The 20117-nt window shown below is 71.8% G+C and carries 20 protein-coding genes; 7 read left to right on the top strand and 13 right to left on the bottom strand.

The window, feature by feature from the left end:
• Window positions 1-53: 53 nt before the first annotated feature.
• Window positions 54-539 carry an Lrp/AsnC family transcriptional regulator gene (locus ABFX54_RS18470; protein WP_346106334.1) on the bottom strand — a complete coding sequence of 162 codons (486 nt, stop codon included), beginning with the start codon at window positions 537-539 and terminating at the stop codon, window positions 54-56.
• A gap of 125 nt (window positions 540-664) precedes the next feature.
• On the opposite strand from ABFX54_RS18470, the gene ABFX54_RS18465 reads away from it, so the two are divergent.
• The gene (locus tag ABFX54_RS18465) at window positions 665-3067 is read left to right on the top strand and encodes a GH1 family beta-glucosidase (RefSeq protein ID WP_346106332.1); all 2403 of its coding nucleotides are present in this window, start codon (window positions 665-667) and stop codon (window positions 3065-3067) included.
• 28 nt (window positions 3068-3095) lie between these two features.
• On the opposite strand, the gene ABFX54_RS18460 is transcribed toward ABFX54_RS18465, so the two are convergent.
• Complete coding sequence (locus ABFX54_RS18460; protein WP_346106330.1) at window positions 3096-4052, bottom strand: isopenicillin N synthase family dioxygenase; 957 nt, start codon at window positions 4050-4052, stop codon at window positions 3096-3098.
• Window positions 4053-4144: 92 nt separating this feature from the next.
• Here ABFX54_RS18460 and ABFX54_RS18455 point away from each other — a divergent pair, with 92 nt between their 5' ends.
• On the top strand, window positions 4145-5341 hold the full coding sequence (locus tag ABFX54_RS18455) for a hypothetical protein (protein WP_346106328.1): 1197 nt from the start codon (window positions 4145-4147) through the stop codon (window positions 5339-5341).
• Between the two features lie 73 nt (window positions 5342-5414).
• On the opposite strand, the gene ABFX54_RS18450 is transcribed toward ABFX54_RS18455, so the two are convergent.
• The 5 genes from ABFX54_RS18450 to ABFX54_RS18430 all read right to left on the bottom strand — a co-directional run bounded on the left by ABFX54_RS18450 (window position 5415) and on the right by ABFX54_RS18430 (window position 10994).
• Window positions 5415-6761, bottom strand: coding sequence for a glycoside hydrolase family 16 protein (locus tag ABFX54_RS18450; RefSeq protein ID WP_346106327.1), 1347 nt, complete (start codon window positions 6759-6761; stop codon window positions 5415-5417).
• Between the two features lie 169 nt (window positions 6762-6930).
• Complete coding sequence (locus ABFX54_RS18445) at window positions 6931-7671, bottom strand: vWA domain-containing protein (RefSeq protein WP_346106325.1); 741 nt, start codon at window positions 7669-7671, stop codon at window positions 6931-6933.
• Window positions 7659-8585 carry a hypothetical protein gene (locus ABFX54_RS18440; RefSeq protein WP_346106324.1) on the bottom strand — a complete coding sequence of 309 codons (927 nt, stop codon included), beginning with the start codon at window positions 8583-8585 and terminating at the stop codon, window positions 7659-7661. Before ABFX54_RS18440 ends, ABFX54_RS18445 begins: the two co-directional genes overlap by 13 nt.
• 154 nt (window positions 8586-8739) lie before the next feature.
• Window positions 8740-9459 carry a DUF5941 domain-containing protein gene (locus ABFX54_RS18435; RefSeq protein WP_346106322.1) on the bottom strand — a complete coding sequence of 240 codons (720 nt, stop codon included), beginning with the start codon at window positions 9457-9459 and terminating at the stop codon, window positions 8740-8742.
• The gene (locus tag ABFX54_RS18430) at window positions 9456-10994 is read right to left on the bottom strand and encodes a CDP-alcohol phosphatidyltransferase family protein (protein ID WP_346106320.1); all 1539 of its coding nucleotides are present in this window, start codon (window positions 10992-10994) and stop codon (window positions 9456-9458) included. The genes ABFX54_RS18435 and ABFX54_RS18430 overlap by 4 nt, the downstream gene beginning before the upstream one ends.
• A 150-nt stretch (window positions 10995-11144) precedes the next feature.
• Here ABFX54_RS18430 and recO point away from each other — a divergent pair, with 150 nt between their 5' ends.
• From recO to ABFX54_RS18415, 3 genes are all read left to right on the top strand, one after another.
• Window positions 11145-11879, top strand: a complete 735-nt coding sequence (gene recO / locus ABFX54_RS18425) for a DNA repair protein RecO (RefSeq protein WP_106235563.1) — start codon at window positions 11145-11147, stop codon at window positions 11877-11879.
• Window positions 11876-12649: an isoprenyl transferase gene (locus ABFX54_RS18420; protein WP_428834536.1), complete on the top strand. Its 774-nt coding sequence runs from the start codon at window positions 11876-11878 to the stop codon at window positions 12647-12649. Before recO ends, ABFX54_RS18420 begins: the two co-directional genes overlap by 4 nt.
• Window positions 12650-12889: 240 nt before the next feature.
• The gene (locus ABFX54_RS18415; protein WP_346106316.1) at window positions 12890-14512 is read left to right on the top strand and encodes an ABC transporter permease; all 1623 of its coding nucleotides are present in this window, start codon (window positions 12890-12892) and stop codon (window positions 14510-14512) included.
• A gap of 42 nt (window positions 14513-14554) precedes the next feature.
• Here ABFX54_RS18415 and ABFX54_RS18410 read toward each other — a convergent pair whose 3' ends face one another.
• Complete coding sequence (locus ABFX54_RS18410; RefSeq protein ID WP_346106315.1) at window positions 14555-15103, bottom strand: CGNR zinc finger domain-containing protein; 549 nt, start codon at window positions 15101-15103, stop codon at window positions 14555-14557.
• Between the two features lie 71 nt (window positions 15104-15174).
• Between ABFX54_RS18410 and ABFX54_RS18405 the strand changes: the two genes are divergently transcribed.
• A complete protein-coding gene (locus ABFX54_RS18405) occupies window positions 15175-16095 on the top strand; it encodes a DMT family transporter (protein ID WP_346106314.1) in 921 nt (306 codons plus the stop codon).
• Between the two features lie 40 nt (window positions 16096-16135).
• Here the strand turns inward: ABFX54_RS18405 and ABFX54_RS18400 are convergent, their stop codons facing one another.
• From ABFX54_RS18400 to ABFX54_RS18380, 5 genes are all read right to left on the bottom strand, one after another.
• On the bottom strand, window positions 16136-16525 hold the full coding sequence (locus ABFX54_RS18400; RefSeq protein WP_346106313.1) for a Fur family transcriptional regulator: 390 nt from the start codon (window positions 16523-16525) through the stop codon (window positions 16136-16138).
• The gene (locus ABFX54_RS18395) at window positions 16522-17394 is read right to left on the bottom strand and encodes a metal ABC transporter permease (protein WP_346106450.1); all 873 of its coding nucleotides are present in this window, start codon (window positions 17392-17394) and stop codon (window positions 16522-16524) included. Before ABFX54_RS18395 ends, ABFX54_RS18400 begins: the two co-directional genes overlap by 4 nt.
• On the bottom strand, window positions 17394-18173 hold the full coding sequence (locus ABFX54_RS18390; protein ID WP_346106311.1) for a metal ABC transporter ATP-binding protein: 780 nt from the start codon (window positions 18171-18173) through the stop codon (window positions 17394-17396). Before ABFX54_RS18390 ends, ABFX54_RS18395 begins: the two co-directional genes overlap by 1 nt.
• Window positions 18170-19111 (bottom strand): metal ABC transporter substrate-binding protein, encoded by a 942-nt coding sequence (locus tag ABFX54_RS18385; RefSeq protein ID WP_346106309.1) that lies wholly within the window; start codon window positions 19109-19111, stop codon window positions 18170-18172. Before ABFX54_RS18385 ends, ABFX54_RS18390 begins: the two co-directional genes overlap by 4 nt.
• Before the next feature lie 116 nt (window positions 19112-19227).
• Window positions 19228-19791 (bottom strand): TetR/AcrR family transcriptional regulator, encoded by a 564-nt coding sequence (locus tag ABFX54_RS18380; protein WP_346106308.1) that lies wholly within the window; start codon window positions 19789-19791, stop codon window positions 19228-19230.
• Between the two features lie 67 nt (window positions 19792-19858).
• Here ABFX54_RS18380 and ABFX54_RS18375 point away from each other — a divergent pair, with 67 nt between their 5' ends.
• Complete coding sequence (locus ABFX54_RS18375) at window positions 19859-20005, top strand: hypothetical protein (RefSeq protein WP_346106306.1); 147 nt, start codon at window positions 19859-19861, stop codon at window positions 20003-20005.
• Window positions 20006-20117: the final 112 nt, after the last annotated feature.

Here is a 20117-nt window from a genome sequence, read left to right as displayed (position 1 = left end):
TTGGGCAAGCCAAGGGGTTGACATTGCGTCTTGCCGCTGATCGGTTGCGTCTTTCACCCGGTCGAGGGGGATTCGTTGCGCACCTCGGGCACAGACGGGTTGTGAGTTGCGTCCACCAGGCGCGACAGCACGATGGCGCTCTTGGTCCGCACCACGAACGCCTCGGCCGCGATGCGCTCGATCACCCGTTCGACGTGGCGCACGTCCGTCGCCCTGATGTGCAGGAGCGCGTCCGCCTCGCCGGTGATCGTGGCCGCGCCCACCACTTCGGGGAACCTGGTCACGGCCAGCGCGATGTCCGACGGCTTCGTCTTGCCCTGGCAGAACAGCTCCACGTACGCCTCGGTCGTCCAGCCGAGTGCCTGCGGCGCCACCCGCGCGCTGAACCCGGTGATCGCTCCGAGCTCGCGCAGCCGGTCCACCCGCCGCTTGACCGCCGAGGCGCTCAGCCCGACCCGGTGGCCGATCTCGGCGTAGGTCTGGCGGGCGTCGTCCACGAGCGCCGCGATGATGTCACGATCGAGCCGGTCCAGTTCCACGCGCTCTGTATACCGCCTGGCCAGGCTGGCGCGCGACGAGCGGCACGCGGGACACTGGGCGGGGCCGGCCGCGACCCCCGTCGAGCGCCGCCCCTTCGACGTGTCACCGGAAGGTATTTCGCAGCATGAATATCGCCAGCTTTCCCGAGAATTTCGTGTGGGGAGTGTCGACCTCGGCCTTCCAGATCGAGGGGGCGACGACCGCCGACGGCCGTTCCCCGTCGATCTGGGACACCTTCACCGCCGACCGGGCCGAGGCGTGCGACCATTACCACCGTTATCCGGAGGACGTGCGGCTGATGAAAGAGCTGGGCATGGCCGCCTACCGGTTCTCGGTGAGCTGGACGCGCGTCTTTCCCGACGAGTCGGGAAAGGTCAACCAGGCCGGGCTCGATTTCTACGACAGATTGGCCGACGAGCTGACCGGCGCGGGCATCACGCCGTACGCCACCCTTTATCACTGGGACCTGCCGCAGTGGCTGGAGGATCTGGGCGGCTGGCCCGCGCGGGACACGGCCTACCGTTTCGCCGACTACGCCGCCGCCGTGCACGAGCGGATCGGCGACCGGGTCGGCACCTGGTTCACGCTGAACGAGCCGTGGGTGGCCGCCTTCCTCGGCTACGGCTCAGGCGTGCACGCCCCGGGCCGCGCGTCGGCCGCCGACGCCTTCCGCGCCGCCCACCACATGCTGCTCGCGCACGGCCTGAGCGCGCGCGCCCTGCGCGACGGCGGAGCCGCCGAGGTCGGCGCCGTGCTCAACATCTCGCCCGTGATGACGCCGGCCCAGGTCAGCGACTTCGGCAGGACGTTGTCGGACGAGGACGCCGAGGCCGTCGCGCGGATCGACGCCCTGGCCAACCGGCAGTTCCTCGAACCGATGCTGCGCGGCGCCTACCCCGCCGAACTGCTCGCCATCGCCGAGCGCCACGGTGGCCTCGATCACGTGCGCGACGGCGACCTCGACGTCATCGCCCAGCCGCTCGACCTGCTCGGCGTCAACTACTACACCCCGCTGGTCGTCCAGGCCCAGCCGAGCGAGCCCGCCGACCCGGCCTTTCCCGGCAGCGAGGGAATCCTCTTCTGCACCATTCCCACGGCCGTCACCGCGATGGGCTGGCCGATCGTGCCCAACTGCCTCGCGCTGCTCCTCGACCGCCTTTCCGGCGAATATCCGGACCTGGAGCTGATGGTCACCGAGAACGGCGCCGACTTCGTGGACGTGGTGACCGGCGACGGCATTCACGACGTCGACCGGATCAGCTTCGTCGAGGAACATCTGCGGGCCCTGCGCGGCGCGGTCGAGAACGGCGCGAAGGTGCGCGGATATCTCGTCTGGACGCTGCTCGACAATCTCGAATGGGCCGACGGATACCAGCGCAAGTTCGGCCTCGTGCACGTCGACTTCGCCACCCAGAAACGCCGGCCGAAGGACAGCGCCCTGTGGTACCGCGACGTCATTAGCCGCAACGGCCTGACCGAGACCCGGCCGAAACGCCCGACCCTGGAGACGGTGGCCGCCCGCGCCGGGGTGTCGCGGGCCACGGTCTCGCGCGTCGTCAACGGGGAGTCGTCGGTCAGCTCCTCGGTCAGGGCCGCGGTGATGCGGGCCGTCAGGGACATCGGCTACGTGCCCAACGCCGCCGCCCGCAGCCTAGTCACCCGCCGCACCAACGCCGTCGCCCTCGTGCTGTCCGTGCCCCGCCAGGGCGGCGACGCGCTGACGGCCGCCGTCGTCCAGTCCGTCGTCCAGTACGTCACGAGCCTGCTGGAGGGCGCGGGCAAGCAGATCACGCTCATGCTCGCCGACACGGCCGAGAGCCATCGCCGCATCGTCGCGCACGTCGAGAGCGGGCTGGCGGACGGGGTCGTGCTGCTGCCGCCCGACCGGGGCGACACGCTGGCCGAGCGGCTCTCGCGGACCGAGGTGCCGGTCGTGCTGCTGGGCAAGCCGCCCATCGCGTCGCTGGTCCCGTACGTGGACGTGGACAACGCGGGCGGCGCGGCGGCCGCCACCGACCACCTCGTCGCGCTCGGCCGGCGGCGCATCGGCATGATCTGCGGCCCCATGGACCTGGTCACCGTCCAGGACCGGCTGGCCGGCCACCGTACGGCGCTGCGGCGGGCGGGCCTGAGCCCGCACCTGGCCGTGGCCGACGACCTCACCCGCGCGGCGGGGGCGGGGGGCAGCGCAGCTGCCGGTCCATCAGCCGGGCGACCAGCGCCCCTCCGCCGTCTCCTCGAGGACGACCCGTCACTGGACGCCGTCTTCGCCGCCACCGACCAGCTCGCCATCGGGGCGCTCGCGGCGGCGCGGGAGGCCGGGCGGCGGGTGCCCAAGGACCTCGCGGTCGTCGGCTTCGACGACGTGGACGCGGCCTCGGCCACCACACCGGCGCTGACCACCGTCCGCGTCCCGGTCGCCGACCAGGCGCTCGCGCTGGCCCGGCTGCTGCTGTCGCGCCTGGAGGGACGGCACACCACCTCCGTCGTGCTGCCGGCCCGGCTGGTCGTGCGCGAGTCGGCCTAGAAGGCGGCTCAGAGCCGCTCAGGGCCGCCTAGAGCTGCTGCTCGAAGAGGCGGGGGAAGACCTTGGCGACCTTGGACAGCAGGTACTCGCCGTACGTGCCGGTGAAGTCCACCTGGCCGTCCCACCGGCGCCCCGGGGCGTAGGGGAGGGGCGGGACCTCGCTGTCCCAGCCGGGGTCGAAGAAGAACGGGAAGCTGAGGCGCTCGTTGCCGCTGCGGTTGCGAACACGGTGGGGCGTGGAGCGGTAGTGGCCGGCGGTGAGCTTGTCGAGCATGTCGCCGATGTTGCACACGAACGTGCCCGGCACCGGGGGCGCGTCGATCCAGCCGGCCCGCGTACGGACCTGGAGGCCGCCGTTGGCGTCCTGGAGGAGCAGGGTGAGCAGGCCGTAGTCGGTGTGCTCGCCCACACCCCAGCCGTCGTCGTCAGGCGGGCTCGGCGGATAGTGAAATATCCGGAAAAGGATGGTCGGGTCGGCGGTGTATCCCGTACGGAAGTAGTCCTCCTCCAGACCCAGGCTCAGCGCGATCCCGCTCATCACCGCCTGCCCGAGCTCCGTCATCCGGCCCAGATACTCCAGCACCGCCTCCCGCAGCTCGGGGACCCGCTCGGGGAACAGGTTGGGGCCGTGCAGCGGCAGCGTACCCGCCGGTTCCTCGGCGCCGAAGTAGACGCCCTCCTTCAGGTCGGGACGGCCGGAGGTCAGCTCGCCGCCGACAGGGAAGAAGCCGCGCCAGGCCCGGCCGCCCCGTTCCATCCGGATCTCGTCCTTGACCTCTTCGGGAAGGGCGAAGAAGCGCCTGGCGGCCGTGTCGAGCCGGTCGATGAGCTCGGCCGGCACGCCGTGACCTGTGACGTAGAAGAAGCCGTTCTCCCGGCAGGCCGCCCCGATCTCCTCCGCGACCCGCCGTCTGCCCGCTTCAGGCTCGGGTCCGGCTCCGGTGGCGAGGAGGGGCGACACGTCGATCACCGGCAATGCGCTCACCCGCACCATTGTTCCCCAAATCGCCCGGGTAGCCAGGGCCGTGCCGGACGCGCGGCTTAGCATCGAAGGGAGAACCCCGCCGGGGAGGCCCGATGCGCCTGTTACGCCGCAACCGTTCCCGCCTCAGCCGCGACCGTACGGAGGGTGCCGAGGACGGCGAGGTCGTCCGCCGGGCGCCCGCCGTGGCCTACGACGGCGACCTCTACCACCTGCCCGACTGGGCGGCGCGCCGGCGCGAGGAGCGCGAGCTGGGGCGCGCGCACGCCGCCGACGGCCAGATCGACACGCTCACCCTGCAGACCGGCAGCGTGCCCCGCTTCCACGAGCTGGAGGACGAGCGGCTGGAGGAACTGGCCAGGATCGAGGAGCGCACGGAGCAGGAGATCCAGCGGGCGCGGGCGGAGTTCGAAGGCCAGAAGATCAGCCTGGCGGAGTCGCAGCGCGCGTTCGGCGAGGCCAGGAAGGCCCTGGAGGACAGTCAGCGCCGGGTCGCCGAGCTGGAGCAGCCCAGCAGGCGCCCCGGCGACGGCCGGCCCAGCTCCATCGCCGTCTCGGGCAGCCGCTGGCCCGTCGTGCGCCGCTGGCTGCCCGCCGCGCTGCTGCTGCTCCTGCTGCTGATCGTCGAGGTCCCGATCCTCTACCAGGTCATCCTGAGCTGGGGCGACAGCGTGGCCATGACCGCGCTGCTGGCGGCCGGCGCCGCCCTGATCATGCTCGTCGCGCCGCACATGTACGGGCGGGCGTTCCGCTCCTGGCAGGAGCACGGCAGCCCGGTCAAAGGGCGCGTGCTGCTGATCGGCGCGGCGCTCGTCTGGCTCGGCCTCATCGCCGCCGTGGCCGTCCTGCGCCGCGAGGCCCTGGTCAGGCCGCTGGTCGTGGACGGCCAGGAGATCGGCCCCACCTCCGACGGGGTCGGGCAGCTCCCCACCATGATCCTGCTCCTCGCGCTGCTGATCGCCACCGCACTCATCGCCGCCGACCTGGGCCGGCGCATGCACAACCCGAACGACCGCCGCCTGTGGGAGCTGCGCGCCAAGCGCGACGCCGAGTCCCGCGCCTGCGCCGCCGCGCAGGCCGCGTACCAGCGCGACGCCTCGTACGCGGAGAGCATCGCGCAGTATCTGCAAGGCGTGGAACGGCGGCGGGCCGGGCGGGTGCGGCAACTGGACAGCGGCTTCGACAGCCTGGGTACGGCCTACCTCGGAGGCGTCGTGGAAGGGCTCAAGGACCCGGAGGCGGCGAGCTGGGCCGAACGCATCGTCCACCACCGCCGCACCACCCGCCCCTGACCACCCCTGACGTGAGGGGCCGAGCCCGGGAAGGTGACCGGGCTCGGCGGGGCTCCTGAAGGCCCGAGTCCCCTCAGGAGGTCGAGAAGCTGAACCAGTTGACGTTGACGAAGTCGGCCGGCTGGCCGGAGGAGAAGGTCAGGTAGACGGTGTGCGTCCCCGTCACCCCTGAGATGTTCGCCGGCACCGTACGCCAGCTCTGCCACCCGCCCGTGTTCCCCAGCGCGAAGTCACCGATGGGCGTGGCCGTGGGGCTGTCCAGGCGCACCTGCACGAGCCCGCTCACCCCGGCCCCGGCCCCGGAGGCGACCCGGGCGCGGAACTGCGTGGCGGCCGTCGAGCCGAAGTTGACCCCGTCGTAGCGCAGCCAGTCGCCGTTGGCGATGGCGCCGATGTTCTGGCCGCCGCCGGAGTCGGTGGTCGCCTCGGTGATGGTGCCAGACTGCGCCTGGAACGCCTCCGCCTGGATGGTCGAGCGGGCGTCGACCCCGCCGGGCGGGTCGGTCGGGTCGGTGGTGGTGCCGCTCTGCCAGACCGCCACGTAGTCGACCACCATCGGCCGCCCCGGCACGGTGGCCGCGGTCGGCGTCTGCCCGCCGAGCGCGTTCGGGAAGGCGCCGCCCATGGCCACGTTGAGCAGCAGGAAGTAGCCCGCGTGCCCGGTCATGTTGCTCCAGGTCGTGGCGTCGAACTGGGCCTGGTTCACGCTGTGGAACTGCTGGCCGTCCACGTACCAGCGCAACTGGTTCGGGCTGACGCTGCGGTCCCACTCGAAGCGGTAGGTGTGGAACGCCGACTGGCAGGTCGAGCCGGGGCAGGCGCGGCTGGCGCCCAGGCCGGTGGTCTCGTTGCACGGCCCGCCGGGGTTGACGCCGCAGTGGAGCACGGCCCACACGGAGTTGAGCCCGTTGACGTTCTCCATGATGTCGAACTCACCGATGGCCGGCCAGTTCCAGTAGTTCCCCCGGTACGGCGCTCCCAGCGCCCAGAACGCCGGCCAGTAGCCGAGGGCGGCGTTGCCCGTCACGTTCGGCATCTGGATCCGGCTCTCGATGCGGAGCACCCGCCCGTCGGCGGGCTTGAAGTCGGCCCGCCTGGTCTCGATGCGGGCCGAGGTCCACTCGCCGGAGGAGCTGCGCAGCGGCGTGATGCGCAGGTTGCCCGAGCCGTCGAGGCTCAGGTTGCCGGTGCTGGAGGTGTAGTTCTGGATCTCGCCGGTGCCCCAGTTGGCGGGTCCTCCTGGGTACGCGTGCCCGGTGTCGATGATCCAGTTGGACGACGACGGGAGGGTGTTGGCCGGGCCGTCGAAGTCGTCCGACCAGACCAGCGACCAGCCCGAGGGGGTGGGCGGGACGGCGGCGGAGGCACTCACGGCCACTTTGACGAGCAGGCCGCTGAGTGCCACGAGCACCACGGCCACAGCCGCCAGACGGCGTCTGTACCTGAGTTCTGTTGTCATCATCGCTCCAGGGGGTGCTGAGGCGGAGGTGAGAGAGCGCTCTCACAAGATGTGAACACAGGCGTGACTTCCTGTCAACAATCCGCACAAGACGCCGGAACGGGCTGTCAGAGAGCGCTCTCCGAACGGGTCAGAGCAGGTCCACCGTGGCCGCTCCCGCCGCCTCGAACGACTCCCGCCAGAAGCCTTCGAGCAGTGGGAAGCGGTCGGGGCTCGACGTCTTCTCCCGGAGGAAGCCGTGGACGACCACCGCGTACCCGTCGAGGTCGGGCAGCAGCCGCGCGTCCCTCAGCTCCTTGATCTTCCGCTGCCGCGCCGCCGCGCTCAGGTCCAGCCGGTTGACGTCCAGCTCGCCGCGGTTGTTGATCAGGTCGCTGAACACGATGATCTGGTGGGCGCTGTCGGGCTGCCGGCGCGCGCCGAGTTGCTTGGCCAGGTACCGCAGCGCTCCCAGGACGTCGGAGCCCTCGCCCTCGGCCGGGCAGTCGAACAGCTTGACCGCTCTCGGCAGCACCTCCGTGACGCGGTGCTCCCTGACGCGCTCCTCGACGACGGGGTTGTCGTTCGGGTTCTCGGCCCTGGTGGCGGCCAGGGCGACCGGGTCCTGCCGGCACGTGCTGCTCTCCGAGCTGCCGGTGACCGCGGCGAAGGCGATCCAGTCGCAGCCCTCGGTGAACGGCGGGAGCTTGGAGGTGACGTCGTTCCTGGACGTGGCCGGGTCGGCGTAGCTGGTGGAGTCCACGATCACGCCACAGACGGCCTTCGCCTCGGTCCCGCAGCCCGCCAGGCCGGCGGCGACGAGCGACAGCACCCCGACCCCCGCGACCAGCCGGCGCGCACCCCTCCCGGCCCCACCCATCAGCCCGCCCATCGGCCGCTGCCCCCGCCGGCGTTCTCCGAGCCGTCCTTCGTAGCGGGGCTCGGGGTGGCGTCCGAGCTGAGGTCCGGGGTGTCGTTCGAGGCGGCTTCCGGGGGGAACTCCGGGATGTCCTCCGGCATGCGCTCCGAGGCGTCCTGGCGGGTGAGCTCCGGGGTGGGCCTGGTTTCGGGGCCGGTGGGGAGTTCGCGGGGTAACACCTCCGCGTGCCACACCTCGATCCGCGCCTCCACCTCCCGCAGGATCCGCCCGATCTCCTCCCGCCCCGACACCGCCGCCGGCCGGTCGCCGGTGGCGTCCATCGCGACGACCTCGCCCTTCCACAGGGACGGGATCTCCTCCCTGCGCGGATGAGCGCGCAGCACGCCGCTCTTGTAGGCGGCGATGAGCCGTTCGGCCCTGGCGTGCACCGCCTCCACCTCGTGGTCGCGCTCGATCAGCGCGCTCTCCCACTCCTGGGTGAGGTGCTCGATGCGGGCCCTGGAGCGCTGCACGCCGGCGTTCGACTCCTCGACCAGGACCCGCCGCCGCGCCTCCTCCCGCCGCGCCCTCGACTCCGCGATCGAGATGAACGGGTCCGCCTGCGCCGGGTCGCTCCCGGAGGGCGGGGGCGCGTGGCCGTTCGCGGGCGGGCGGGTGCCGGCGCGGCCCAGCTCGCGCAGGATCGTCTCCCGCTCCCCGAGCGCCCGCTCCAGCAGCGCCGTACGCGTGGCGGCCAGCCGCCGGTCCACCCGCGTGATCTCCTCGCGGGCCAGGGCCCGGATCTCCGTGACGTAAGCGGGCTGGAAGCCGGGATCGGTGAACTCGCTCAGGGGATGCTCGCGGGCGTCGCGCATCCCCCGCCGGTGCGCCTCCTCGCGCTCGGCCGGCGGATCGGCCCGCTTGAACAGCCGCGACAAGAACGCCATCCGCGTCTCCTGGCTCCGCCCGGACCGGCACCCCGGTCCGAGGTGTCCCTGAAACCCAGACTAAGGAGTCAGTGCCCCCGATGGCGCGCCGGAAAGCCAAAAGCGCCGCGGCGCCGCACGAGTGTGCGGCGCCGCGACGCGGATGAGCGGCGGGTCAGCCCTTCTCCGCCTCGCCCGTGGCCTGCTCAAGGGCGTCTTCAGGGGAGGCCTCCAGGTCCTGCTCGGCGTCGGCGCCGGCCTGGGCGGACGCCTTGTCCAGGCGCACCCAGCTCGTCACGCTCTCCACCGCGAACAGCACGAACAAGTACGCCGTCAGCACCGCCAGCACCGGCGTCAGCACGTCGAGCGCCGCGCCGAGGCCGATGATGAGCAGCCGCAGCTCCCAGCCGAGCCCCGCCCGGAACACCCAGGCGGGCGGCCAGATGCTCTGCCGCGTGCGGTAGACGGTGTCGTAGGTGTGGTAGCCGACCACGTACACCAGCACGAACAGCAGCCACTTCGGCGCGTCGGCGGCCAGGCCGACCGCGATCACGGTGAGGAACTCCGCGCCGCGCAGCAGCGGCGGCGTGAGCCAGTCGAAGCGGCCGAGGTGGTCGCGCGGCGTCGTGGGCAGCACGAGCAGCAGCACGATCGCGACGGGCAGCAGCAGGATCGGCCCGCGGTCGAGCAGCCCGGCGGCCGTGATGCCGACCACGGCGAGCAGGGCCACGAGCGTGGCCGGAACAGGGGGAACGCCGCTGCCGATCTTGGTGGACAGCGCGTGAGCGAGGGGCCCGTCGTCGCGGTAGGCGACGAGGCGGGCGGTCTGGATGCGGCGGCGCTCCTCGTCGGGGTCCGGCGTGGGGGTGGCCATGGCCTGCGGGTGGGTGATCATACGAGCGACCTCATGAGGCGTCCGGTGAGGGTGTAGGCGGCGGCGACGGAGCCCCAGATCACCAGGGTGATGAAGGTGATCCGGGCGTCGAAGAGGGCGGCGGTGATCGCGATGGCCGCGAAACGCTCGCCGATGGGGAAGACGATCATCTTACGCGCCCAATGGACCACACGGTACTTGCCCGCCTTCGTCCACATCTTCAGCACGCCGCGGAGCCCCTGGCTCCGCTCGACCTTGCGGCGGGTGAGCGCCTGGCGCAGCTCGCGGTCGTCGGGGGCGTCGAGCGGCGTCGTGGGCAGCGGGTTGGGGGTCTTGCTCCGGCGGTTGGAGATGCCGAAGGAGAAGTCGAGCAGGTGGCGTACGGACTGCAGGCCGAGCGCGGCCAGCGCCAGGATCCAGATGTCGTCGCCGTTGCCCGAGACGACCCAGCCGACGGCCAGACCGGCGAAGACCACGTATTCCTTGAACCGGTCGAACGTGGCGTCCAGCCAGGCCCCGAGCACGCCGAACTTGCGCGCGTAGCGGGCCACCTGCCCGTCGACGCAGTCGAACACGAAGGCGAAGTAGATCAGCGCGCCGCCCGCGATCATCCAGGGCCGGTCGCCGGTGGCGAAGCAGGCGGCCGCGGCGACGCCGAGGGTGATCGAGATGAGCGTCACCTGGTTGGGCGTCAGCCCGCGCCTGGCGGCCCAGCGGGCGATGTAGCGCGAGTAGGTGGAGACGAAGTAGGTGGTGAAGAAGCCGTCGGCGCCCTTGACCGCGTTGTTGAGGCGGGCGCGGTCTTCGTCCATGCCGGCCATCTCGGCGCCGGCCTCGTTGATCTCCTCCTGGGTGGTGACCCGGCGGTAGAACAGGTCGCGGCGGCCCCTGATGCCGACCGACACGCCGTTGCGCACCAGGCCGAACACGACGAGCTGCATCAGGTCGTCGTCGCCGCCGAACCGGTCGGCCATGTCGGCCAGCTCGCGGCAGGTGGCGGCCAGCGTCGGCGCGTTGCGCGCGCTGATGTGCATCGGGCCGAGGATCACCGCGTTGGGCCTGGTCACGGCGTGGTTGGCGGTGCCGACCGAGACGACGCGCGACTTGCCGACGCGGACGCGTACGGGCAGTCCCTCGACGCGGTTGAGCCCGATCTCGGGGTCGGCCTCGTCGATCGGGATGCGGTCTTCAGGACCGTTGTCGTCCTGGCCGTTGTCCTCCTGCTCCTCCGTCACCCCCACCCGCGGTTCTTTCGCGACGAGCGCCAGCGCACCGCGCTTGGACTTGGTGATCTGGTAGATCAGCTCGTCGTGGACGACCGAGTTCTCCGGGATGATGAACAGGTTCTCCGTTGCGGACTCGGCAACGTCGGCCAGGGCACGAAGGGCGGTGGCCACGTCGCCTGACTGGATCGTGGCGAAGCGCGGATCCATCGAGGTGAGCTGGCTGCGAAGCCGCTCGGCAACAGTGGGGGTGCCGGGCAGCGCGGCCAGCCTCAGGCCGGTCGGAGAGATGTCGGGGCCGGGCGAGGAACCCAGCAGGACCACGCGGGTCATGACTCCCTTTCGAGGCGGTAGCGGGGGGTTGAACAACGGGTGATGCGGGGACAGGCGTCAAAGTCTAGTGAGAGTGACGCAAAGTCGCGTCAACAGAGCATGCCCGTAACGTCCCGTCCGCCGGTATGGGGGTGGCCGTAAGATGTCCGAGTGAGTCTCTACCGTGACGAAGGCGTGGTCCTGCGCACTCAGAAGCTCGGGGAGGCCGACCGGATCATCACCGTCCTGGCCAAGCGCACGGGAAAGGTCCGGGCGGTGGCGCGCGGCGTGCGCCGCACGACCTCGCGCTTCGGGGCGAGGCTTGAGCCGTTCACCCATGTCGACGTGCAGTTCCACACCGGCCGCACGCTCGACGTGGTCACCCAGGCCGAGACGATCAGGCCCTACGGCGAGGCGCTGGCCGCCGACTATCCCCGCTACACCGCGGGCAGCGCGATGCTGGAGACCGCCGACCGGCTGACGCACGGGGAGAAGGAGCCGGCGCTGCGGCAGTTCCTGCTGCTGGTGGGCGGGCTGCGCACGCTCGCCGACCGGGGTCATGAGGCCAGGCTGGTCCTCGACGCCTACTTCCTGCGCTCCCTGGCCGTGGCCGGTTACGCCCCCGCGCTGGAGGCCTGCGCCAAGTGCCAGGCGCCGGCGATCAGGGCGTTCGCCATCGTCGCAGGTGGCGTGGTGTGCGGGGCGTGCAAGCCGGCCGGCGCGGCCGTGCCCGCAGGGGAGACGCTGGGGCTCATGACGGCGCTGCTGCGCGGCGACTGGGCCGCCGCCGACGCTTCAGAGCCGCGCCATCGCAGCGAGTGCAGCGGCCTGGTGGCCGCCTATCTGCAATGGCACCTCGAACACGGAATACGCTCTCTCCGACACGTCGAAAGGGAGCCCGCGTGAACGTACGACCGCCTACTCCGCATCCGTCGGGAGCGACCCCGCCGTCCATCCCGAAAGAGCTGGTGCCCCAGCATGTCGCCATCGTCATGGACGGCAACGGGCGCTGGGCCAAGGCCCGCGGGTTGCCGCGCACCGAAGGGCACAAGGCGGGTGAGTCCTCGCTGTTCGACGTCATCGAGGGCGCGCTGGAGCTGGGCATCCCCTACCTGAGCGCGTACGCGTTCTCCACCGAGAACTGGAAGCGCTCGCCCGACGAGGTGCGCTTCCTGATGGGGTTCAACCGCGACGTCATCCGGCGGCGGCGCGACGAGCTCAACGCGATGGGCGTGCGCGTGCGCTGGGCCGGGCGGCCCGGGCGGCTGTGGAAGAGCGTCATCTCCGAGCTGCAGACCGCCGAGCAGATGACGCTCACCAACCGTAAGCTCACATTGCAGTTCTGTGTCAATTACGGCGGGCAGGCCGAGATCGTCGACGCGGCGGTCCGGCTGGCGGCCGACATCGCGGCCGGCCGGGTCAAGCCGTCCAAGGTCAGCGAGAAGGTGTTCGCCCGTTACCTGGACGAGCCGGAGATCCCTCCGGTCGACATGTTCCTGCGCTCGTCGGGCGAGCAGCGCTTCTCCAACTTCCTGCTGTGGCAGTCGGCGTACGCCGAGATGGTCTTCCTCGACCGGCTCTGGCCCGACTTCGACCGGCGCGACCTGTGGGAAGCGTGCGAGATCTACGCCAAGCGCGACCGGCGTTACGGCGGCGCGATCCCCAACCAGGTCTGACGCGCGGTCCTCAGCGGACGCCCCCGGCCGCCAGCCGCGGCCTCACCTGGCATCCGCCTGACCGGCCTGCCGCCCCTTTGGCCCGCCCGGCGCCGTGATTCGCGCGCTCTGTGCGGGCCTTTCCCTTGCGTGGTCCCCGATTGCCTGAGGTCGGCGGCCCCGGATTGCCGTGCGGCTATACACGGGTATAGCGTCCTGTCCTAGCGAACAGTCAGCTGCACTCATGGATAGGAGCTGGTCGTGGTGAACGGATCGCGCGCCGCCCGGCTGCCCGGCCTCGCCGCCCTGGTCCGCCTGGCGCTGCGCCGGGAGAGGGGCATCGCGCCCTGGTGGATCCTGGCGCTGGTGGCGCTGGCCCTGGTGATGGTCGAGTACATCCAGACCAACATGGCCACCCCCGAGCTGAAGGCCACCTACGTCGAGGTGATCGGCCGCAACGCCTTCCTGCGCGGCCTCGGCGGCGGCGCCGTCGAGCCCCGGCTGGAGGTGCTCGCCACGTGGCGCAGCGGCGGCTTCCTCTACGTGGCGAGCGCCTTCGCCGCCCTGATGTCCGTCATCCGGCACACCCGCGCGGAGGAGGACGCGGGCAGGAGCGAGCTGGTCCTGGCGGGCTCGGTCGGCAGGTACGCGCCCCTGACCGCCGCGATGCTTGTCTCGGGCGCGGTGAGCCTGCTCGGCGGGGCACTGACCGCCGCCGTGCTGACGGGGATCGGCCTGGAGCCCGTGGGGTCGCTCGCGTACGGGGCCGCCATCACCGTGGCCGGCTGGGTGTTCGGCGGCGTCGGGGCGGTGGCCGCTCAGATCGCCGGCGGCGCCCGCACGGCCACCGCCGCCGCCCTGGCCACGCTCGCCGCCGCCTACGTGCTGCGGTACGCGGGCGACGCGGCGGGGGTGTCGTGGACGGCGTACCTCTCACCGGTGGGCTGGAGTCATCTGGTGCGGCCGTACCAGGAGGAGCGGTGGTGGCTGCTCGGGGTGTCGATCGCGGCCGCCGCGATCCTGTACGCGCTCGCGTACCGGCTGCTCGGCCGCAGGGACCTCGGCTCCGGCCTGCTCCCCGAGCGGCAGGGACGGGAGTCGGCCCCCGAGCTGCGCGGCCCGGTCAGCCTGGCCTGGCGGCTGCACAGGGGGCTGCTGGGAAAGTGGGCGGCGGGCGTGGCGGTCTTCGCGGCGGCGGGCGGCGCGCTGAGCCCGCTGACGCGCGACCTGCTGTCGCGGCCGAGCGTCGTGGTCGACAACTTGCGGCGCTCCCTCGGCATCGCGTCAGGCCCCGAGGCGCTGGGGGCGTACTCGTGGTACCTGATCCTGATCCTCGCCTACGCCGTCGCCCTCTACCCGGTGCTCATGACGCTGCGGCTGCGCGCGGAGGAGCTCTCGGGCCGGGCGGAGAACGTGCAGTCGACGCCGCTGACCCGGCTGCGCTGGGCGGCCGGTCAGCTCGTCGTGACCGCGCTCGGCACCGCGGGCCTCATGGCCGTGGCCGGGCTCGTCTTCGGCACGGTCTACTCCCTGCTCGTCGGGGACCTGGCGAGCGACCTGCCGGGCTTCCTGGCGGGGGCGCTGAGCACCGTGCCCGCGGCGTGGTGCGTGGGGGCGCTCTGCGTGCTGGCGTACGGGCTGCTGCCCCGGGCGAGCGTGGCGGTCTCCTGGCTCGTGTGGGTCCTGACCGCCGCCCTGGGTCAGGTCGCCGGTCCCCTGTACGGGGTGTGGGGCGGGCTGCCCGTGGAGCCGTTCCACTTCGTCGGCAACGCGATGACGGGGCCGCCGTTCGCCGCCGGGCCCACCACGGGCCTGCTCGCGGTCACGGCGCTGCTCGCGTCGGCCGGCCTGCTCGCGCTGCGCCGCCGCGACTTCGGCCGCTGACCCGGAACCCCGCCGGTCGCACCGCGTCCCAGGCGGGGTCGTTCAGGCGCGGCGGCGGGCGCGGTAGGCGGCCACGTGCATGCGGTTGCCGCAGGTGCGGCTGTCGCAGTAGACCCGCGACCGGTTGCGCGACTCGTCCACGAACACCCGGTCGCAGTCGGGGGCCGCGCACGTACGCAGGCGCTCGGCCTCCCCCTCCACCAGCAGGTGAGCCAGCGCCACCCCGCAGTCGGCCGCCAGGTGCTCCGCCAGCGTCGAATCGGCCGCGTGATAGTGGACGTGCAGCGGATGCCCGTCGTGCTCGACCAGCCGGGGCGTGATCCGCGTGTCCGACAGCAACGCGTTCAGGGTGCGCACGGCCGCAGGCTGATCGGCGGCGGTGAAGACGCGGTGGAACACCTCGCGCACGATCCGCACCTGACCCAGGTCGCGGGCCGTGACCGCGCCGATGCCGCTGATCTCGCGGGCTTCGATGAACGCCGCGAGTTCCGGCAGACCCGGCAGACCCTCGTCGCCGCCGGTGGACGGCGAGGTGTTGACCAACTCGACAACGGTGGCCAGAGAATGCACCATGTCATGGCCAAACGTCATGTTGACTCCTGTCCGCACCGGGTTCTAGCGTGGTCGCAGCGTATCTCCTGTCAGCAGTTGTAGGGGTTTCTGTGAGTGCACATCGCCGTATCGTGCTGATCGCGGTGGCCGGTGCGCTCATCATCTCCACCTCCGCTCCTCTGGTGCGGTTGTCCGAGGTGTCGCCCGCCACGTCCGCCCTGTTCCGGTGCGCGTACGCCGTGCCGCCCATGCTGCTGCTGGCCTGGCTGGAGCGGCGCAGGCTCGGGCCGCTGCCGCGCAGGGGCATGGTGGCGGCCTGGCTCGCGGGCGTGGTGTTCGCGCTCGACCTGCTGTTCTGGCATCACGCGATCGACTACGTGGGCGCGGGGCTGGCGACCGTGCTGGGCAATCTGCAGGTGTTCATCGTCGCGTTCGCCGCGTGGGCGGTGTTCGGCGAGCGGCCGTCGTCGCGGCTGATGGTCGGCACGCCGGTCGTGTTCGCCGGGGTCGTGCTGATCTCCGGGGTGTTCGACAGCGCCGCGTACGGCAGCGATCCCGTGCTGGGGGTGCTCGCCGGGGTGGCGACGTCGGTGTCGTACGCGGCGTTCCTGCTGCTGATGAAGGGCGGCTCCGAGCGGGGAGCGGGGCCGCTGGCGCACGCGACCGTGGTGGCCACCCTCACCATCGCCGCGCTCAGCCCGCTGTTCGGCGGAGCCGACCTGATGCCCACCTGGCCGGGTCACGGGTGGCTGCTGCTGCTCGCGCTCGGGCCGCAGGTGCTCGGCTGGTCGCTGATCACGTTCTCGCTGCCGCGCCAGCCCGCCGCGCTCACCGCGCTGCTGCTGCTGATCCAGCCCTTGACCACGGTGGCGATCTCCGCGCTGGCCCTGGGGGAGCGGCCGTCGCCGGTGCAGCTGACCGGGTGCGCGGTGATCGTGCTCGGCGTCCTGTACGGCTCCCGCCGCGCCAGGCCCGCCCCGGCCCCGTCGGCGGAACCGGCCGCGGCCGGGGAGCGCGCACCGGTCGTCTGAGCGGGAGCGCCCGTCGCCGCCGGCCGCCACGGGACCGGCTTCAGGCGGTCCTGGACGGCGTCGAGCAGGACGAGCAGGTGCCGAAGACCTCGACGGTGTGGGTGATCTCGGTGAAGCCGTGTTCGCTGCCCACCATCTCCGCCCAGCGCTCCACGGCGGGCCCGGCCACCTCCACCGTCTGCCCGCACTTGCGGCACACCAGGTGATGGTGATGGGAGTCGGTCGCGCACGCCCGGTAGACGGACTCGCCGTCGTCGGTGCGCAGCACGTCGACCTTGCCGCCGTCGGCCAGCGCCTGCAGCGCGCGGTAGACGGTGGTCAGCCCGATCTTCGCCCCGTGCAGGCGCATCTCGGCATAGACGTCCTGCGCGCTGCGGAAGCCGGAGCTCCCGCGCAGGGTGTCGTGCACAGCGTCGCGCCTCGTCGTCATGCGACCTCCTCCACGCGCAGCTTTGGTCGCTCGCTCAAAGTGGACTCCTGAGTACGGCCTCGGCGTACGAATTTACCGACACCGAGGGCCAGGACGAAGCCGGCGAGCGCAAGAAGAACGATCGCGGCGCCAGGAGGAACCTTGGGGGAGTAGGTGGAGGCGAGCAGACCGCCCACGGAGGCCAGCACGCCGAACAGCATGGCCAGCCCCATCGTGGTCCTGAAGCCGCGCGTGAGCTGCTGACTCGTCGCCACCGGGATCACCATCAGCGCGCTGACCAGCAGCAGGCCGACCACCCGCATGGCGATGACGACGGTGAGCGCGGCGGTGACCGCGATGAGCAGGCTCAGGAAGCGCACCGGCAGGCCGCTGGCCTTGGCCATCTCCTCGTCCTGGCAGAGCACGAACAGCTCCCTGCCGAAGATCGCGACGACCCCGAGCACGGTGACGGCCAGCGCGGCGACGATCCAGATGTCCAGGGGGGTGACGCTGGCGATGGCGCCGAACAGGTAGGAGTTGAGCTTGGCGTTGCTGCCGCCGGGAGAGACGGCCATGAGCATCACGCCGCCCGCGATGCCCCCGTAGAACAGCAGCGCCAGCGCCACGTCACCGCTGGTCCTGCCGCGCGCCCTGACCAGCTCGATGGCCACGGCGCCGGCGATGGAGACGAGGACGGCGGTGAGCACGGGCGCGGTGCCGGTCAGGAAGCCCAGTGCCACGCCGGTCAGAGCCACGTGCCCGACGCCGTCGCCGAGCAGCGCCAGGCGCCGCTGCACGATGAACGTGCCCACGGCTGGCGCGCAGAGCCCCACCAGCAGAGCCGCGATCAGCGCGAGCTGGAAGAGCTGCTCCTGCAGAAGTTCGAAGATCACCTTGGTCCCCCCTGCCACCCGGTGAGCGGGCCCGCCGCGGCCTCGTCGGCGTGCGGGTGCTGGTGCTCGTGCCCCGGTCGCGCGCACTCGCCCTCGGGGCGCGGCGGGCTGCCGTCGTGGGCGACGCGGCCCTCGCGGATCACCACGCCGCGGGTGATGATCGGCTCCAGCGGGCCCAGCTCGTGCGCCACGAGCACCACGGTCTTGCCGCCGGTCACCAGCCCGGCCAGCGTGTCGGCGAGCAACTGCTGGGTCTCGGCGTCCACGCCCGCGGTGGGCTCGTCCATCACGTACGTGTCCGGCTCGCCGGCCAGCGCGCGGGCGATGAGCACCCGCTGCTGCTGCCCCCCGGACAGCGACTGGACGGGGTCGCCGGCCCGGTCGGCCAGCCTGACGGCCTCCAGCGCGCCGGTCACCGCCGCCCGGTCGGCCGCGCTGGTCCTGCGCAGCCGGCTCTGCCTGGCGATCCGGCCCGAGGCGACGACCTCGCGCACGGTCGCGGGCACGCCGCCACCGACCTGGAGCCGCTGCGGCACGTACCCGATGCGCCACCAGTCGCGGAAGCGGCTCGGCGGGGTGCCGTACACGAGGGTCTTGCCGCCGGTCAGCGGCGTGAGGCCGAGCAGGGTGCGCACCAGCGTGGACTTGCCCGAGCCGTTGGCGCCCAGCAGGGCGACGACCTCCCCGGGACAGACGGTCAGGTCGATCCCTCGCAGGACGGGCTTGCCGTCGAAGGAGACCCGGCCGTCGGTCATCGCGAAGGCCGTTTCGTTCATGCTGTACACCCCAGTGCTGTTTGTAGGGTTTTGAGGTTATCGCGCATGGCGGAGAGGTAATCGCCCGAGGGCTTGCTCTCCAGCGGGTCGAGCACGGCCGTCTTGGCGCCGACCTGGCTCGCCAGCACCTCGGCCACCTTCGGGCTGACCAGGGCCTCGGTGAAGATCGTGGTGACGCCCTCGGCCTTGGCCAGCTTGGCGACCTCGGACAGGCGGGCGGGGGAGGGCTCGGTCTCGGGGTCGAGCGTGATGCCGATCTGCTTGAGCCGGTAACGGTCCGACAGATACCCGAACGCCTCGTGCGCGGTCACCAGCGTCCTGGTCGTGCACGTGGTGAGCCCCTTGGCGAACTCCTGGTCGAGGGCGGTGAGAGCGGCGGCCGTCTTCGCGGCGCGGTCCTTGTAGCCCTGGGCGTGCGCGGGGTCGGCCGTGGCCAGGCGCTCGCCCAGCTTGGTGGCGACGGTGGCCAGGCGGGAGGGGTCGAGCCAGAGGTGCGGGTCGTACGGGAGCTCCTCGTGACCGTGCTCCTCGGCGCTCTCCTCGCCTTCCCCGGCGTGCTCACCGGCGTGCTCACCGACTGGGATGGTCGCCACAGAGGTGGCGGCGTCGAAGCTCGTGTCAGGCTCGACGGCCTCGTCCACGGCCGGCTGGACACCCTTGACGTAGACGGCCAGCGTGGCGTTCTTGAGCTCGGTGACCTGCTGGATGCCCAGCTCCACGTCATGCGGCTCGACACCGGGCGGAGTCAGCCCGCTCACCTGCGCGTCGGATCCCCCGACCTGCTCGGTCAGCCACTGCAGGGGGTAGAAGGCGGCGACCACCGCGGGCTTGCCGTCGGGGGCGGTCTCAGCGGCGCCGGCGCCGCAGGCGGCAGTGGCGAACAGCGCGGCCGTGGCCAGCAGACCGCCGGCACGCAACCGGGAAAATCCTGACATCATGGAACTCAGTATGCGCCAAAATGAAAACGGTTGTCAAAGTCCTTAATCTTTGGATCGATCCATCCCGCCGTGCGGGGGCGCCGTCTTCCGGGGGGCTCCGGCCTGGCTTCGCGTTCTCAGCGGAAGAGCGGCAGGACCAGCTCCACCAGCGCGTCCACGTCATCGCCGGCCATCGGCCGGCCGGTCATGCCCATGCGGTGGAGCAGGGTCCCGACGACGACGTCGATGAAGAACAGGACCCGGTGCTCCGGCTCGCCGAGCGCGTCCTGGAGGGCGAGCCGGTAGGGGTCCTGCAGCCGCGAGGAGAGGATCTCGCGCAGCTCCGGATCGCTGACGCCGTCACTGAACACGCCCGCGAACGCGTCGCCCACCCCCGGCTCGGCGATCTTGCCCGCGGCCCAGCGGACGGCCGAGGACGTGATCTCGGCCCGGCTGTCACCCTCCATCGGCACCGGGCCGAACGCGTCGAGCAGACAGTCCACGATCAGCGCCCCCTTCGTCGGCCAGCGCCGGTAGATCGTCGTCTTCGCGATGCCGGCCGCGGCGGCGATGCGCTCCACCGTGGCCCGCGCGTAGCCCAGCTCGTGGACCGTGCTCAGCGTCGCGGCGAAGACCACGTCGTTGATGCCGGAACGCGGGCGGCCGGGCGGCCGGGCGGGAGTGCTCGAAGTCGTGCTCACGCTCACACGATACCAAGTTACGCTACCTTCGGTTTCGAAACCGGAGGTAGCGAGCCGGACGCTGGTGATGGCCGCGCAGCGGTTGCGTACGGTACGCGACGCCGACCACATCGCCTTCCTGGACGAAGGCCGGGTGCTGGAAGAGGGCGCCGACGAGGAGCTGCTCAGCCGCGACGGCCGCTATGCCACCTTCTGGACCATCTCCAGGGCCTGAGTAGGGGCCAACGCGCGGAGCGCCTGGTCTTGACTGTCGCGAGGTCGGCACGACCAAGCCAACGCGCGGAGCGCCTGGTCTTGACTGTCGCGAGGTCGGCACGACCAAGCCA

The sequence above is a fragment of the Nonomuraea maheshkhaliensis genome, assembly GCF_039529435.1.
GTDB classification, from domain to species: Bacteria; Actinomycetota; Actinomycetes; order Streptosporangiales; family Streptosporangiaceae; genus Nonomuraea; species Nonomuraea maheshkhaliensis.
Note: the sequence above shows the minus strand (reverse complement) of the source record. Positions and strands in the feature narration are given on the sequence as shown.